Genomic DNA, 15,220 nt, shown 5'->3' with positions numbered 1-15,220 from the left:
GTAGCGCAGCGAGGCGCGGCCTCGCCTGAAAAACAAAACCCACGCTCCGAAAACGTGGGATCAGTTCAAATGGCCCGCTTCGTGCGGGCTTTTTTCTTGATGCCGTTAGCGAGGTCTTACGGCAACGAGATGGTCAAGGTAGCGGACTGCGGGCCGAGCTTCACCACCTGCGAATACGGCGCGAGCGTACGCAGCGTCTGATCGCGCAGATAGGTGTTCAGTCCGACGAACGCGAGCAGTCCGACCAGCGCGAAGACTGCCCCGATCGACCACAACGGCACTTCGCGTTTGAGGCGGTGCGCAACCTGATCCGGCAGCGGCCAATGCGGCGCGAACGGCGCGCGCTTGCCCTTCATGTGCGCGATTTCGTCGCCGATACGCGCGGTCAGATACGCGAGCTTTTCCGGTCCTTCGAGCAGATACTTGCCCTGGAAGCCGAGCAGCAGGCACATGTGAAACACCTCGAGCGACTGCAAACGCGCGGCGCCTTGCGCGCGGCATTCCTCGAGATACTGGAAGAATTTCTCGCCCGCGAGTTGCTCGCCGAACAGCACCAGTTGCAACGGGCGGCGCTCCCACTCGGTGCGGATCCTGAAGGTGGACGACAACACCGATTCGTCGATCGCCGCGCAGAACGCAAACTTGGACGCGTACACATCTTCCGCCGACGCATTCAGCTTCTTCGCGCCGCGTTCGAAGTCGCCGAGAAACTGCTGGATGCGCTGACTGAATTCCTGCGCGTCGCCGGGTTCGCGGCCGTTCTTCAACAGGAACAGCATGAAGAAACCGTCGTACAGCAGATCGAGCAGCGAGCGGACCTGGTAGCTCGGCTCGATCATCGGTGCAGGCGTCGCGGCAGGCGTGCTGCCGCCAAACAGGGAGGGCGCGTAGCTCATGATGTGACGGCGATCAGTTCGAGTTGAAGATCGTTGATGCCCGACGGCGCGTAGATCATTGCCGATTGGGCCTGCAACATACGGTCATACAGCGCGCCGCGCGATTCGCACGAGAAGTAGCACGCACCCGGGCGCACCGGAATTGCGGGCGGCACTTGCGGCGTATAGACGAGACGCACGCCCGGCATGGCCGAGAGCACCAGCTTGTCGACGTCGTCCGGCGCGCCGACCTTGAAGCGCGCGGGCACCGCTTCGACGAGTTCGGCGGTCGGCATGTCGGCCGAGACGGCGATGTAGAACAGCGTCTTGTCGTCGATCTTGCCGGAGTCGAGGCGGCCCGCATGGAACGACGGACGGACTTCTTCGAGCGCGATCGCGAAGTAGCGCGTGGAGATCACCGTTTCGAGCAGATCGCGCAGGATCGTGTCGAGGCGCGCGAAGCCGGGGCCCGGATCGTCGTGACGATAAGCGGGCAGATCGGAGAGCGCGTAGCCCTTCGAGAAGGTCATCAACTGGCCGGCCAGACGCAGCAACTCCTGGAACAACCGCTCGGGATGCAGTGCCGAATGCTGATACAGATGCGCGAGCGAAGCGAATGCCGCGCTCGCGGTATGCAGCAGCCAGAACGAAGCGATATCCCCCGAGCGGAATTCGATGATGTTCTTGGTCGGCTCACGATGAAAACCGTATAGCGCGTTGACCTTCGCCTGCAATGCATCGATCAGTTGCCGCAGCCGCTGATGCAGGATCGGCGATGCGTCGATCGCAAGGCACGGCGGCACGAACGTGTCGTCGATTTCGAAACCGGACGTAGCGGTGCGGCGCACGCGCACGAGCGGCACCGACAGCAACTGGTCGCGCGGCTCGCTATGGGCGATCAGTTTGACGCTGGTCTTGAGGAAGGTGATGTCGGCTTCGGCGGCGTCGGTGAAATGATCGGCCACCGGCGTTTGCTCGCTGACGTAACGCGACACGAAGCCCGCGTTGCTGTCTTGCGAATAGTTCGCGCCGGTCTCGCGCAGCGGATGCAGCGCAAGATAAAAAGTGAATTCGTTGATGCCGTCGGGCAGCGTGTCCAACGCGATCGGCGGCGGCAGGTCGTCGGCTTGCGGTGCGGAGTAGAGCGCGCCGTCCGGGAACACCAGCGATAGTTCGCTCACGCGCAGCACGTTGCTGCCGAGCGCGTCACGGTCGAGTCGCGCTGAGCGCACGCCCCAGTTGTACGGCTGGATTGCCTGGATCGATTCGAACAGACGCGCTTCGTGGTACGCGTCCTGACGCTGAAAATGCTGCGGCCTCAGAAACAGGCCTTCCCCCCAGAGCACTTTTGCGGAATAACTCATGTCAAACCTGTTATATGCGTTCAGCGTATGGCGTGCCCGGAGATAACCGACTCGAGCGCCGCATTGGTAATTCTTAAAGCACTGTTAAATGGTATTCGCCCGGCATCTTTAACCGCAGCTAACTGAAGAAAGCATATTCAACTGCTGAGCCGGCAATCCCTGTTCGGGCGGGATCACTGTGCCATTGGTCACGGTCATTGCACAGTTATGCAGGCCGATCATTATGCCGGATTTCTCCGACTTCGCCGGATCGAATGCAAATTTCCAGCGCTGCATTGCCGGATCGCGGAATAGCGCCACGATACCGAACGCCTGCGCCTCACGCGAGACTTTTTCGGTGACGGTATAGCGCTGCCCTGGGATCAGCGTCACTTCCCGTACACCGAGCAGATCGCCGCCCAGCACGGTTTTCTCCTTCGCCGGATCGGTAAATGCATCAAATGGCGCCTGCTGGAATGAAGTGGGGTCTTTCAGCACGTAAAGCCGCACGACCAGCGCCAATGGCCGTTTGTCGTTGGCGGCATTCAGATTCGGCGCGGCATATAAGGTAAGGCCGAGATCGCGCGGCGGCTTCTGTGCGTCCGGCACGTCGGGCTTGCCGAGTCCGGTGGCCTGCAAAGCCGCGTTGGCGGCGGCTCCCAGCATGGGAACGGCGGCCGCGCAGCCGCCCAGAAGGACGCACATGGCGGCGGTAGCGATCAACAGCGATGCATGGCGAACAACACGCGAATTCATATACATCGACCGGCTCGACGCCGTCTCCCCGTCAATACATCAATAACGAAATCAATCCGGCAATTGGGCGGCAACTCAATGCCGCGCAATGCCGATATATGCAACGCGCATTGCCGCGCTCATTGCCGGATATTGCTATTGCCCGCGTGCCAGTTAGCCCCTGGATGAGCGGAAATTTTTTCCACTTCTTTAATTCCCACTATTGAATCAGGAAACAATTTCTGCATGTTTCGTTTAAATGAACCGTATGCATTTTTTTTGTGCAATGCTTCTTCACACGAAAGTTGAATTATCGAAAATTGGCCTGTACTATACCCGCGCAGTTGAGGCAAAGCAAAACTCCGGTTTTCCCTTGAATTAAAAAAATCGCACGTCGGTGAAAAACGATGAATGAGCGTCTGTTAGTAAAACTATCTGGGGTAGTGTTGGCATGCGGCGTGATTGCCGGTTGCGCGACACAGGGCAACAACGCAGCGACCACGCCGGAGGCTTTTAATAAGCAACTCGCGGACGCCGATACAGTCGCCAAGGGCGGCGATCAGGATCGCGCAATCTCGCTTTATCAGCAGCTTTCCAAATCAGATCCGACACGTGAAGAACCGTGGTCGCGCATTGCGCAGATCCAGTTCACGCAGGGCCATTACGGCCAGGCCATCGTCGCCGCGCAAGAAGCGTTGCAACGCGACCAGACCGACCGGCAGGCGAAGAGCGTGCTGGCTGTCGCCGGCCTGCGCGTCGCCACGCAATCGCTCGGCGAATTGCGCCAGGATGCATCGCTCGCGGGCGACGCGAAGTCCGATGCGCAAGCCCTCGCGAAGCAACTGCGCGACACGCTGGGCGAAGCCACGCTGTTCCCGCCCGACCCGAACGACAAACCCGCGCCGAAGAAAAAGCGTGTGATCCGCCACGTCGCGAAGGGCAAGGCCGCGGAGACGCCGGATACGTCGGCGAATGCAACGGCTCCCGCCGCCACCCCGGCGGCTCCCGCAGCGGCCGCACCTGCCGCGCCGACGCCCGCCGCACCCGCCAAGGCCGCACAAAGCGGCGGCGCGTCCGATCCGTTCAGCGCGCTGCGCTGATCCACACGCCTGATTCATCAGCATCCGGGAGCCGACGATGGCGAAAAAAGAAAGCATTCAAAAACGCTTGCAAAAAGTGCGGCCGCCGCGCGTTCAATTGACCTATGAGGTCGAGCGCGGCGATGCGATCGAAGTGAAGGAACTGCCGTTCGTCGTCGGCGTGGTCGCCGATCTGGCGGGGCAGTCCGAAGTCGAGCAGCCGAAACTGCGCGATCGCAAGTTCGTCAACATCGATCGCGACAACTTCGACGACGTGATGAAGGCGATCGAACCGCGCGCGGCGTTTCAGGTGGAAAACCGCCTGAGCGAAGCGGGCGGCAAATTCGCCGTCGATCTGCGTTTCAAGTCGATGGCCGATTTCAATCCGGATGAAGTGGTCGCGCAAATCGAACCGCTCGCACGTTTGCTCGAAGCGCGCTCGAAGCTCGCGGATCTGCGCAACAAGCTGGCCGGCAACGACAAGCTCGAAGACCTGCTGAGCGAAGTACTCAACAACACGCAGCAATTGCAAACCCTGGCGAAAGATCAGGGCAACGCAGACCAGCACGCCGGCGCGCCGGATCACGACAAGCAGGGCGAATAAGTACGGGGTGTGAGATGAATCAGCAAACGGCAGCAGCCCAACTCGCCCACGCGCAGGGCACGGAATCCACGCTGCTCGACGAAATCGTCGAGAAAAGCCGCGTGGCCAAGTCCGATTCTGAACATGCGCGCGCGAAAGATCTGATCGGCGAACTCGTGCATCAGGTGCTCGACGGTACGGTGGTGGTGTCCGACAATCTGTCGGCCACGATCGACGCACGCGTCGCCGAACTCGACCGTTTGATCTCCGCGCAACTAAGCGCGGTGATGCATGCGCCCGAATTCCAGCGGATGGAAAGCACGTGGCGCGGTCTGGATTATCTGTGCAAGGAAAGCAATACCGGTTCGACGGTCAAGATCAAGGCGCTGCATGCGCCCAAGCGCGATCTCGTGCGCGACTTCAAGACCGCGATCGAATTCGATCAGAGCGCGCTCTTCAAGAAGGTCTACGAAGAAGAATTCGGCACCTTCGGCGGCGCGCCGTTCGGCACGATCATCGGTGACTTCGAAGTGACGCGTCAGCCGGAAGACGTGTACTTCATCGAGCAGATGTCGCACGTGGCCGCGGCCGCGCACGCGCCGTTCATCGCGTCGGCGTCGCCGGAACTGCTGGGCCTCGAAAGTTTCGCCGACCTCGGCAAGCCGCGCGATCTCGGCAAGGTGTTCGATACGGTCGAATACGCGAAGTGGAAGTCGTTCCGCGACGCGGAAGATTCGCGCTATGTCGGCCTGACGTTGCCGCGTTTTCTCGGCCGTCTGCCGTTCAACCCGAAAGACGGCGCCACCGCGGAAGGCTTCAACTTCGTCGAAGACGTGGACGGCACCGATCACAGCAAGTACCTGTGGTGTAACGCGGCGTGGGCATTCGCTGCCCGCCTGACGGCCGCATTCGACGACTTCGGCTGGTGCGCGGCGATTCGCGGCGTGGAAGGAGGCGGTCTCGTCGAAGATCTGCCTACGCACACATTCAAGACCGACGACGGCGAAGTCGCGCTGAAATGCCCGACCGAAATCGCAATCACCGACCGCCGCGAAAAAGAACTGAGCGACCTCGGCTTCATTCCGCTCGTGCACTGCAAGAACTCGGATTACGCGGCATTCTTCGCCGCGCAATCGGTGCAAAAGCCCAAGAAATACAGCACCGATAGCGCCAATGCGAACGCCGTGCTGTCCGCGCAATTGCAGTACATCTTCTCGGTGTCGCGCGTCGCGCACTACCTGAAGGCGATGATGCGCGACAAGATCGGCAGCTTTGCATCCGCGCAGAACGTCGAAGTATTCCTGAACCGTTGGATCTCGCAGTACGTGCTGCTGGACGACAACGCGACGCAGGAGCAGAAAGCGCAGTTCCCGCTGCGCGAGGCATCGATACAGGTTGCGGAGATTCCGGGCAAGCCAGGTGCGTATCGTTCGGTCGCGTTCCTGCGTCCGCACTTCCAGCTGGACGAGCTGTCGATCTCTTTGCGGCTGGTCGCCGACTTGCCGAAGCCGGCAAATTCATAAACCAGGTCTGAGGGCCCGTGCCGGCCGCGCGGGCTAGTAGTTAAAAAACCACCTCTTTGGGGAGTCGATGAGTTATGAAGGACATCTATTTAAAATTCGGCAATCCGGCGATCAAGGGCGAGTCCGCCGATAAGGATCATGCTGGCTGGATCGAGATTGATTCGTGGAGCCACGCGATCACGCAACCGCGTTCGGCAACGGCCTCGACGGCGGGCGGTCACACGTCTGAGCGTTGCGAGCACGCCGATATGCAGTTCACGAAAGATATCGACGTGGTCAGTCCGCTGATCTATCAACACGCATCGGGCGGCACGACGTTCGACGAAGTGACGATCGATTTCATGCGTTCGGACGGCGAAGGCAACCGCATCAAGTACCTCGAAGTCAAGCTCAAGTACGTGATCATCTCGAGCGTGACGCCGAGCGTGGTGGGCGAAGGCCTGCCGACCGAGCAGTTCTCGCTGAAGTACGCGGCGGTGCAGTGGAAGTACACGCAGCAGAAGATCGGCGGCAACCAGGGCGGCAACGCGCAAGGCGCGTGGAGCCTGACGAAGAACGACAAGACCTACGCGGTTTGATGCAGCAGCGCAGGCGGCGCGCGCGGCGGCTTGACCCCGCCCGTGTACGCCGCCTGCGCCGCGCATCGAGCCGGTTCTTCGGGATCCGATGAAACGCTTCGAACCCAGCTTTCTCGACAAGCTGTTCGACGACGAACCGCATCTGCCGGCTTCTCCGGCGATGCGGCAATTGTCGTTGGAAGAATTGAAGAGCACTGTCGCGCGCGACGTCGAGGCGATCCTGAACACGCGGATCGCGTTGACCGAGCACGAACTGGCGGCGCTGCCCGAGTGTCAGCGCTCGGTGCTCACGTACGGTCTGAACGATTTTGCGGGGCTGAGTCTCGCGAGTCATTACGATCGCACGTTCATCTGTAAATCGATTCAACAGGCAATTGCACGGCATGAGCCGCGCTTGCAGCAGGTGGCGGTCACGCTCGAACTGAGCGAACAGTCCACCAATGCGCTGAACTTTGCGATTCAGGCGTTGCTGGTGGTCCACCCGGCGGAAGAACCGGTGAGTTTCGATGCGATGCTGCAGCCTTCCACGCTGCAATATTCGGTGACGCGCGCACGCGCGAAGCTTTAACAGGCAAGAGCAGTCCAGTACCGCTTTGCGGCCGCCGTTACGCGCAACGGCGGCGCAACTCAGGCGGAGTAGTTTCAGGTCCGGGGATAGATCGATGGAAGAATTGCTGCCGTATTACGAGCGCGAATTATCATTTCTGCGGCGCTATTCGCGCGACTTCGCCGAGCGCTATCCGAAGATCGCGGCGCGTCTGGCCATGTCCGGCGAGCACTGCGAAGATCCGCACGTCGAGCGGATGATCGAATCGTTCGCGCTACTCGGCGCGCGCATCAACAAGAAACTCGACGACGATTACCCCGAATTCACCGAAGCGCTGCTGGAAGTGCTCTATCCGCACTACCTGCGGCCATTTCCATCGTGCTCGATCGCGCAGCTTGGCACCTCCGCTGCGTTGAGTCACCTCACCGAGCCGGTGCAGGTAGAGCGCGGCACCGAATTGAAATCGCGGCCGATTCGCGGCGTGCAGTGCCGTTTCCGCACCGCGTACGACGTGACGCTTGCTCCGGTGCGCATCTCCGAGGCGAAATATACGTCGGTGGCGATGGCGCCGAGCGCCACCGTCCTGCCGGGAAACGCGACCGCCATTGTGTCGATCACGTTCGAATCGACGGCCGCGCAACTCGATCTGTCCGCGCTGAAGGTCGACACGTTACGTACGCATTTGCACGGCGAGCAATCGTTCATTGCGGCGTTGGCGGATTGCCTGTTCGTGAACGGTATGGCCGCCTACGTGGAAGCCGACCGCCGCGGCGTATGGAAACAACTGCGCGAATCGCCGGTCGTGCAGGCCGGTTTCGATGAAGAAGACGCGCTGATCGACTATCCGGCCAAATCGCATCCGGCGTACCGGTTGCTGACCGAATACTTCGCGTTCCCCGAAAAATTCAATTTCGCCGACTTCGATCTCGCGGCGATGACGCGCGCGAGCGGCCGCTGCCAGCGCCTGACGCTGCACGTCGTGCTCAAGGAAGTGCGCAGCGATTCGCACATCGCGCGTCTGCTCGATTCGTTGTCCGCGCAGCACTTCCGGCTGTTCTGCACGCCGGTGGTCAATCTGTTCGAGCAGCATGGCGAGCCTATCCGTATCAGTCATCAGGCGATTTCGTATCCGGTGATCGCGGAAGCGCGCCGCGCGTTCGCGTACGAGGTGTATTCGATCGACTCGGTGAAACTCGTCAGGCAGCAGGCGCATGACGAATCGGTGATCGAATTCCGGCCGTTCTATTCGCTGCATCACGGCGAAGCGGCACGCGCCGGGCATTACTGGTTCGCGCGCCGCAACGACTGGGTCGCGCAGAAAAGCCCCGGCTACGAGACCGAAATCTCGATCGTCGATATCGACTTCGAACCGGCGGCGCCGCAAACCGATACGCTCAGTCTCGACCTCACGTGCACCAATCGCGATCTGCCCGCGGGCCTCGCGGTCGGCCTCGAAGGCGGCGATCTGTTTCTCGAAGGCGGCTCGCTGACCGGCAGCATCTCGATGCTGCGCAGGCCCACGCCGAGCGTGCGTTTCGAGCGCGGTCGCGCGTCGCACTGGCGGCTGATTTCGCATCTCGCGCTCAATCACGTGTCGCTGACCAACAGCGGTTTGTCCGCGCTGAAGGAAATGCTGGTGCTCTACGATGTGCGGCGCACGGCAGTATCGGCGCGGCACATCGACGGGCTGGTCGGCATCGAGCAGCGCGCAGCCGTGCAATGGCTGCCGGGCAAACCGTTCGCCACGTTCGTGCGTGGAATCGAAATCCGTTTGACCATCGACGAAGAACATTTTGTCGGCACGAGTCTCGCTTCGTTCGTGCGCGTGATCGATACATTCTTTGGGCTGTACGTGCATCTGAACAGCTTTGTACAACTGGTCGTCGTGTCGAAGCGCACCGGCGAGGAGATTCTGCGATGCAAACCGCGCAGCGGCGAATCGATCCTGGCGTAGTCGAGCAACTTCTCGACGAACCGCATCGCTTCGAATTTTTTCAGGCGGTGCGGATTCTCGAGAAGTGGTTCGCGCAGCAAATGCCGTCACATTCCGGACGTCCCGGCGACATCGTCGCGCAGCGTATTGCATTCCGTAATTCGCTGTCGATGTCGTTTCCGCCGAGCGAGCTACACGGCGCGCAGTCTTACGGCGCGGACGGAGCGGCGCTCAAGGACAAGCCGCAGCGCACGGCCGCGCTCGAAGACGGCTCGCTCGACAAGGTCGACCTCACGCCGGCGTTTTTTGGATTGCTCGGCGGGCAGGGCGCGTTGCCGCTGCATTACACCGAGCAGATCATCGCGCGTGAGCAGCTCAAGCGCGATCGTGCCGCGCGTGAATTCTTCGACGTGTTTTCGAATCGCGCGACCGCGTTGTTCTACGCGGCCTGGAAGAAGTATCGGCTGCCGTTTCACTACGAGCTCGACCGCGACGAACGCTATCTGCCGTTGCTGCTCGCGCTCGCCGGCGTGGCCGACGACGACACGCGCAATAGCCTGCAAAGCGGCGACGGCGCGCTATTCGACGAAGCAATCGCCGGTTATGCCCTGGCCGCGCGGCATCGGCCGGTGTCGGCTGCGTATTTGCAGCGCACGTTGTCGGAGTACTTCAAGGTCCGTGTGCGCGTCGAGCAATTTGTCGGTAAATGGTATGACGTGCCGCGCGATCAGTTGACGATGCTCGGCAGCATCAACGCGACGCTCGGCGCCACCGCGCTCGCGGGCGAGCGGGTCTGGCAGCGCGACATGCGTGCGCGACTCGTGATCGGTCCGCTCGACAAGGCGGACTACGAAGCGTTTCTTCCCGGCGCGGATCGTGCGGTGGCACTCGAAAGAATGCTGACGCTGCTCGCCGGCGTGACGCTCGAATACGAGGTATCGCTGGTGCTGCGCCGCGAGGAAGTGGGGCCGAGCCTGTTGTCCAAAGGCGCGCGCCTCGGCTGGGATGCGTTCCTCTGTACGAAGGCGGCAGACCGCGACCGCGCGGACGCCCGTTACGAATTGCACGTGATTCACTGACCACAACGATAGAACTGGATCGCACGACATGAGCACGTCACTCAACACCCTGATCGCCAAACTGAATCCGACCTGCCGTCAGGCGGCCTTGCTGGCGGCGAACAATTGTCTTGCGCGTGGTCACTACGAAGTGGACCTCGAGCATCTGTTGCTCGCGCTGCTCGATGAACCGGCGAGCGACGTCGTGCTGGTATTGCGGGCCAGCAAGGTCGATGCGCATGCGTTGCGCGCCGATCTCGAGCGCGAATTGCAACGCCTGAAAACGGGCAACACGCGCACACCGGTGTTCTCGAAGCATCTGATCGAGTTGCTCGAACAGGCTTGGCTGATTGCATCGCTCGATTCGCAGATCGGGCGCATTCGTTCCGGGCATCTGCTGCTCGCATTGCTGACAGCGCCTGATCTCGCGCAATTCGCCGAGCGCATGTCGCCACTGCTGCGCGACGTACGCGTGACCGATCTGAAGCATCAATTCGACGCGCTGACGGCGGGATCGCGCGAGGTCGAACGCAGCACTAACGCGGAGAACACTGGCAACGCGCAAGACAATCTCGCCGCATCGGAGATCGCACCTGGCGCGCCTTCGAAAACACCCGCGCTCGATACCTACACCAGCAACCTCACGCAGCGCGCGCGCGACGGCAAGATCGATCCGGTGATCGGCCGCGAAGGCGAGATTCGCCAGGCCATCGATATCCTGATGCGGCGCCGGCAGAACAATCCGATCATGACGGGCGAGGCCGGCGTCGGTAAAACGGCCGTGGTCGAAGGGCTCGCACTGCGTATCGCCGCCGACGACGTGCCCGCGCCGTTGAAGGGCGTCGCGTTGCACGTGCTCGATATGGGACTGTTGCAGGCGGGCGCGAGCGTCAAGGGCGAATTCGAAAACCGTCTGAAGAACGTGATCGACGAGGTGAAGAAGAGCCCGCATCCGATCATTCTGTTCATCGACGAAGCGCATACGATCATCGGCGCGGGCGGTCAGGCCGGGCAGAACGACGCAGCCAATCTGCTGAAGCCTGCGCTCGCGCGCGGCGAGTTGCGCACGATTGCTGCGACCACGTGGAGCGAATACAAGAAGTACTTCGAGAAAGACGCGGCTTTAGCGCGGCGTTTTCAGGTCGTGAAGATCGAGGAACCGAGCGAAACGCTCGCCGCGGCGATGCTGCGCGGGATGGCCGCGTTGATGGAAAAACACTTCAACGTGCGCGTGCTGGACGATGCGATCACCGAGGCGGTACGCCTGTCGCATCGTTATATCAGCGGACGGCAACTGCCGGACAAGGCGATCAGCGTGCTCGACACTGCTTGCGCGAAAGTGGCGCTGGCGCACAGCTCGACGCCTGCCGCGATCGACGACACGAAGAAGCGGCTCGAACGGATCGACGCCGAAATCGCCGCACTCGAACGCGAAGTGGCGAGCGGCGCATTGCATGACGAACGTCTCGCGGAATTGCGCAATCTGCGCGAAGAAGACCTCAAGGATCTTGCAGGCAACGAAGTGCGCTACGACAAGGAACGCGCATTGGTCACGGAGATCGTCGGCCTGCGCGCCGGGATCGACGCGGCCCGCGTGAGCAGCGCGGATGCCGGGCAAGCGGACAAAGCGCAGCAGGCACGCGCGACGCTCGCGACGCGTGTCGAAGAATTGCACGCATTGCAGGGCGCTCAACCGATGGTGCCGCTGCAGGTGGACGGCCACGTGGTCGCCGAAATCGTCGCGTCGTGGACGGGTATTCCGCTTGGCCGCATGGTGAAGGACGAAATTCAGACCGTGCTGAACCTGCAACCGCTGCTGGCCGCACGCGTGATCGGGCAGGATCATGCGCTCGATGCGATCGCGCAGCGCGTGCGCACCGCGAGCGCGAATCTCGAAGACCCGAACAAACCGCGCGGCGTGTTCATGTTCGTCGGGCCGTCGGGTGTCGGCAAGACCGAAACCGCGCTTGCACTCGCGGACGTGCTATACGGCGGCGAGCGCAAGATGGTCACGATCAACATGAGCGAGTATCAGGAAGCGCACAGCGTGTCGGGTCTGAAAGGCTCGCCGCCGGGTTATGTCGGCTACGGCGAAGGCGGCGTGCTGACCGAGGCGGTGCGCCGCAATCCGTACTCGGTGGTGCTGCTCGACGAAGTCGAAAAGGCCCACCCTGACGTGCTGGAAATGTTCTTCCAGGTGTTCGACAAGGGCACGATGGACGACGCCGAAGGCCGCGAGATCGATTTCCGCAACACGCTGATCATTCTCACGTCGAACGTCGGCTCGCAGGCCGTGATGCAGGCGTGCCTCAACAAGAGCGCCGAAGCGTTGCCGGATGCGGATTCACTCGCGGAAACCTTGCGCCCGCAACTGTACAAGGCGTTCAAGCCCGCGTTTCTCGGCCGTATGAAAGTGGTGCCGTACTATCCGATTTCAGACGACGTGCTCGCCGAGATCATCGAGCTGAAACTCGAACGGATTCGCCGTCGCATCGAATCGAATCACAAGGCGATGTTCGAGTGGGACGAGTCGCTGGTCGATGCCGTGCTCGCGCGCTGCACCGAAGTGGATTCGGGCGCGCGCAATGTCGATCACATTCTGAACGGCACGTTGCTGCCCGAGGTCGCGCAGCAGGTGCTGGAACGCATCGCGAATGGCGCTGCGATCGAACGCATTGCCGTGCGCGCGAGCGAAGCAGGCGAGTTCGATTACACCGTGGTGTAACGCGGCCCGTCGCTCTATCTGTTTTAACGCTGTACCGGATACTTATTGTTTTCTCTCATGCCGACTAACCTGAACACGTTGCTGGCGCCGATCGCCGAAGCCTCGCCTTGCGGAGAAGATCTGCTGTTCTCCGCCGATTTCGACGCGATCCAGCACGCGCGCCGTTTCGAAGACCCGTCGCTCGACCAGGGCGAATGGGTCACGGATATCAAGGAGGCCGACTGGCCGTTCGTGGTGGAGCGCACCAGCAGTCTGCTGCAAACGCAGACGAAAGATCTGCGGCTTGCGGTGTGGCTGACCGAAGCGCTCGCGATCGAAGACGGTGTTACCGGTCTCACGCAAGGCTATGCGCTGCTGACCGGCTTGTGCGAACGCTACTGGGAACAGGTGCATCCGCTGCCGGAAGGCGACGACACCGAGTACCGTCTCGGCAACGTCGCGTGGCTGGTCGGGCGCACCGGCGATCTGCTGCGCGCAACGCCGCTGACTTCGTCGCAAGGCAATTCGTACAGCACGATCGACTGGGACGTGGCCACGCACGTTGCGCAAGCCGTCAAACGCGATCCCGATCACGCGGACGATATCGCGCGCGGCAAGCCGTCGATCGAACAGATCGAGGCGTCGAAACGCGCCACGCCCGCTGCGTTCTATTCGACGCTGCTGGTCGATCTGAAAGCGTTCGAAGCCGCGTTGCTCGCGCTCGAACAGGAACTCGACCGGCGTGCGGCCGATTCCGCGCCGAGCTTCCGCCAGGCGAAAGACGCTTATGAAAGCGTGTATCGCCTTGCCGAACGCTTTGCCCGCGAACTCGGCGTGAGCGCCGAAGCCGCACCGCCTAAAGCGCCGAAGCCGGACGAGCACGAACGTGCCGAGCCGACGTTCAAGACCTCACCGCAACGCGAGGAGCCCGTGTTGACGACGACCTTACCGATCACGACCAGCGCGGTTGCTGGCATTCAAAGCCGCGCACAAGCCGTCGCGCAGTTGCGCGCGGTCGCGAAGTTCTTCCGCGCCACCGAGCCGCACAATCCGGCCGCATATTTAGCGGAGAAAGCGGCGGACAGCGCGGATATGCCGTTGCATCAGTGGTTGTCGTCGGTGGTGAAAGACGATGGGTCGCTCGCGCACATTCGCGAGTTGCTGGGTGTGAAGCCCGACGAAACCAGCTAACGGTTTTTCCCGAGGAGACGAGAGGAGCAAAACAAAAAGCCTGACATCATCGCTGATGTCAGGCTTTTTAACCGGTCGACGCAATAAACACGATACGTCCCGCTTCAGGACCCCGCGCGAAACTCGATGCGCCGGTTGCGCGCGCGACCATCGGTCGTATCGTTCGATGCGATCGGCTGATCCGGACCGACGCCGGTCGTCGTCATCTGCTCGGGTGGAATGCCTCTCGCGACCAGATAACCCTTCACCGCATCCGCACGCGCCTGGCTCAGCGCGATATTCGACGTGCGATTGCCCGCGTTGTCCGTATGACCGATGATCGCGACGGTTTTCGTCTGCAGCTTTGCGAGCACCGCGGCCATCTGGTCGAGAATCGCGCGGCCTTGCGGCGTGAGCGTCGCGCTGCCGGTTTCGAATTCGATTGTGCGGTTCGCGAGCGTCTGGTCGAGCAGACCCTGTTCGGACGCGCTCACACGCAACCCGTTCCTGATCGTGTAAGTCGGGTTCAGCGCATTGGCCATATCGCTCGCCAGTTGCTGACGCTGCGACTCGTTGCGCACTTCGCCCTTCACGTCGATCTGCGTGCCGTCGATTTTCAACTGACCTTTGCTGATCTGCTTCAACTGCGGGCCGATCAGCTTTTGCACATTGGCGGACCAGTTCGGCGGCGTTGCGACATCCGCGACTTCGATCTGATCGACCACGTTGGCCGCGCCGTACGTGTCGCGCAGACGCGAGAGCACAGCCGCCTTGGTCGCTTCGTCCGGCACCTTGCCGCCGGCCACGACCTGGCCCGGTGTGGCGTTGGCGGGCGGCGGCGCCGCGCTCACCGCGCCGGTGCCCGCGCCCGTGGTACCGCTCGCGAGGCCGGCCGTGGTGACAGCGGGGCCAGGCGCCGCGGACGAAGTCCCAGGCAATGCGCTCGTGCGAATCGAATTGCCGCTGTTGTCGACCGGCGTGACGCGCGCGGGTCCGTCGTTGTCGGCGTGCGCGAGCGGGCTGATCAGCAGCGCGGCGAGCAAAGCGGTGAATAACGCGGTCTTGCGTGCGGGTTGTTTCATCGACATCGCG

13 protein-coding genes are annotated in these 15,220 nt (G+C 61.8%); 9 read left to right on the top strand and 4 right to left on the bottom strand.

Going from position 1 to position 15,220, the window contains the following annotated elements:
• Nucleotides 1-116 precede the first annotated feature (116 nt).
• From icmH to tssJ, 3 genes are all read right to left on the bottom strand, one after another.
• Nucleotides 117-896, bottom strand: a complete 780-nt coding sequence (gene icmH, locus PQQ51_RS10135; protein WP_408496637.1) for a type IVB secretion system protein IcmH/DotU — start codon at nt 894-896, stop codon at nt 117-119.
• A complete protein-coding gene (gene tssK, locus PQQ51_RS10130) occupies nt 893-2,239 on the bottom strand; it encodes a type VI secretion system baseplate subunit TssK (RefSeq protein WP_074287743.1) in 1,347 nt (448 codons plus the stop codon). Before tssK ends, icmH begins: the two co-directional genes overlap by 4 nt.
• A gap of 108 nt (nt 2,240-2,347) precedes the next feature.
• Nucleotides 2,348-2,974 carry a type VI secretion system lipoprotein TssJ gene (tssJ, locus tag PQQ51_RS10125; protein ID WP_408496742.1) on the bottom strand — a complete coding sequence of 209 codons (627 nt, stop codon included), beginning with the start codon at nt 2,972-2,974 and terminating at the stop codon, nt 2,348-2,350.
• Nucleotides 2,975-3,360: 386 nt separating this feature from the next.
• Between tssJ and PQQ51_RS10120 the strand changes: the two genes are divergently transcribed.
• The 9 genes from PQQ51_RS10120 (at nt 3,361) to tssA (ending at nt 14,149) form a co-directional block, all read left to right on the top strand.
• The gene (locus PQQ51_RS10120) at nt 3,361-4,053 is read left to right on the top strand and encodes a tetratricopeptide repeat protein (protein ID WP_408496636.1); all 693 of its coding nucleotides are present in this window, start codon (nt 3,361-3,363) and stop codon (nt 4,051-4,053) included.
• Nucleotides 4,054-4,090: 37 nt separating this feature from the next.
• Nucleotides 4,091-4,636 carry a type VI secretion system contractile sheath small subunit gene (gene tssB / locus PQQ51_RS10115; protein ID WP_408496635.1) on the top strand — a complete coding sequence of 182 codons (546 nt, stop codon included), beginning with the start codon at nt 4,091-4,093 and terminating at the stop codon, nt 4,634-4,636.
• Nucleotides 4,637-4,650: 14 nt separating this feature from the next.
• Nucleotides 4,651-6,138 carry a type VI secretion system contractile sheath large subunit gene (tssC, locus tag PQQ51_RS10110; RefSeq protein ID WP_408496634.1) on the top strand — a complete coding sequence of 496 codons (1,488 nt, stop codon included), beginning with the start codon at nt 4,651-4,653 and terminating at the stop codon, nt 6,136-6,138.
• 74 nt (nt 6,139-6,212) lie between these two features.
• Nucleotides 6,213-6,716 (top strand): Hcp family type VI secretion system effector, encoded by a 504-nt coding sequence (gene tssD / locus PQQ51_RS10105; RefSeq protein WP_012426791.1) that lies wholly within the window; start codon nt 6,213-6,215, stop codon nt 6,714-6,716.
• Between the two features lie 88 nt (nt 6,717-6,804).
• On the top strand, nt 6,805-7,284 hold the full coding sequence (tssE, locus tag PQQ51_RS10100; protein WP_408496633.1) for a type VI secretion system baseplate subunit TssE: 480 nt from the start codon (nt 6,805-6,807) through the stop codon (nt 7,282-7,284).
• Nucleotides 7,285-7,378: 94 nt separating this feature from the next.
• A complete protein-coding gene (gene tssF, locus PQQ51_RS10095) occupies nt 7,379-9,217 on the top strand; it encodes a type VI secretion system baseplate subunit TssF (protein ID WP_408496632.1) in 1,839 nt (612 codons plus the stop codon).
• Nucleotides 9,181-10,275 (top strand): type VI secretion system baseplate subunit TssG, encoded by a 1,095-nt coding sequence (tssG, locus tag PQQ51_RS10090; protein ID WP_408496631.1) that lies wholly within the window; start codon nt 9,181-9,183, stop codon nt 10,273-10,275. The genes tssF and tssG overlap by 37 nt, the downstream gene beginning before the upstream one ends.
• A 28-nt stretch (nt 10,276-10,303) precedes the next feature.
• Entirely contained in the window at nt 10,304-12,979 is a 2,676-nt protein-coding gene (tssH, locus tag PQQ51_RS10085) for a type VI secretion system ATPase TssH (protein ID WP_408496630.1), read from the top strand.
• A gap of 57 nt (nt 12,980-13,036) precedes the next feature.
• Nucleotides 13,037-14,149, top strand: coding sequence for a type VI secretion system protein TssA (gene tssA, locus PQQ51_RS10080; protein WP_408496629.1), 1,113 nt, complete (start codon nt 13,037-13,039; stop codon nt 14,147-14,149).
• 104 nt (nt 14,150-14,253) lie between these two features.
• Here the strand turns inward: tssA and PQQ51_RS10075 are convergent, their stop codons facing one another.
• The gene (locus PQQ51_RS10075) at nt 14,254-15,210 is read right to left on the bottom strand and encodes an OmpA family protein (protein ID WP_408496628.1); all 957 of its coding nucleotides are present in this window, start codon (nt 15,208-15,210) and stop codon (nt 14,254-14,256) included.
• Nucleotides 15,211-15,220: the final 10 nt, after the last annotated feature.

The organism is Paraburkholderia xenovorans, from assembly GCF_046030735.1.
Lineage (GTDB): Bacteria > Pseudomonadota > Gammaproteobacteria > Burkholderiales > Burkholderiaceae > Paraburkholderia > Paraburkholderia xenovorans_A.
The sequence above is the reverse complement of the archived record's forward strand: the minus strand, read 5'-3'. Positions and strand labels throughout refer to the sequence as shown.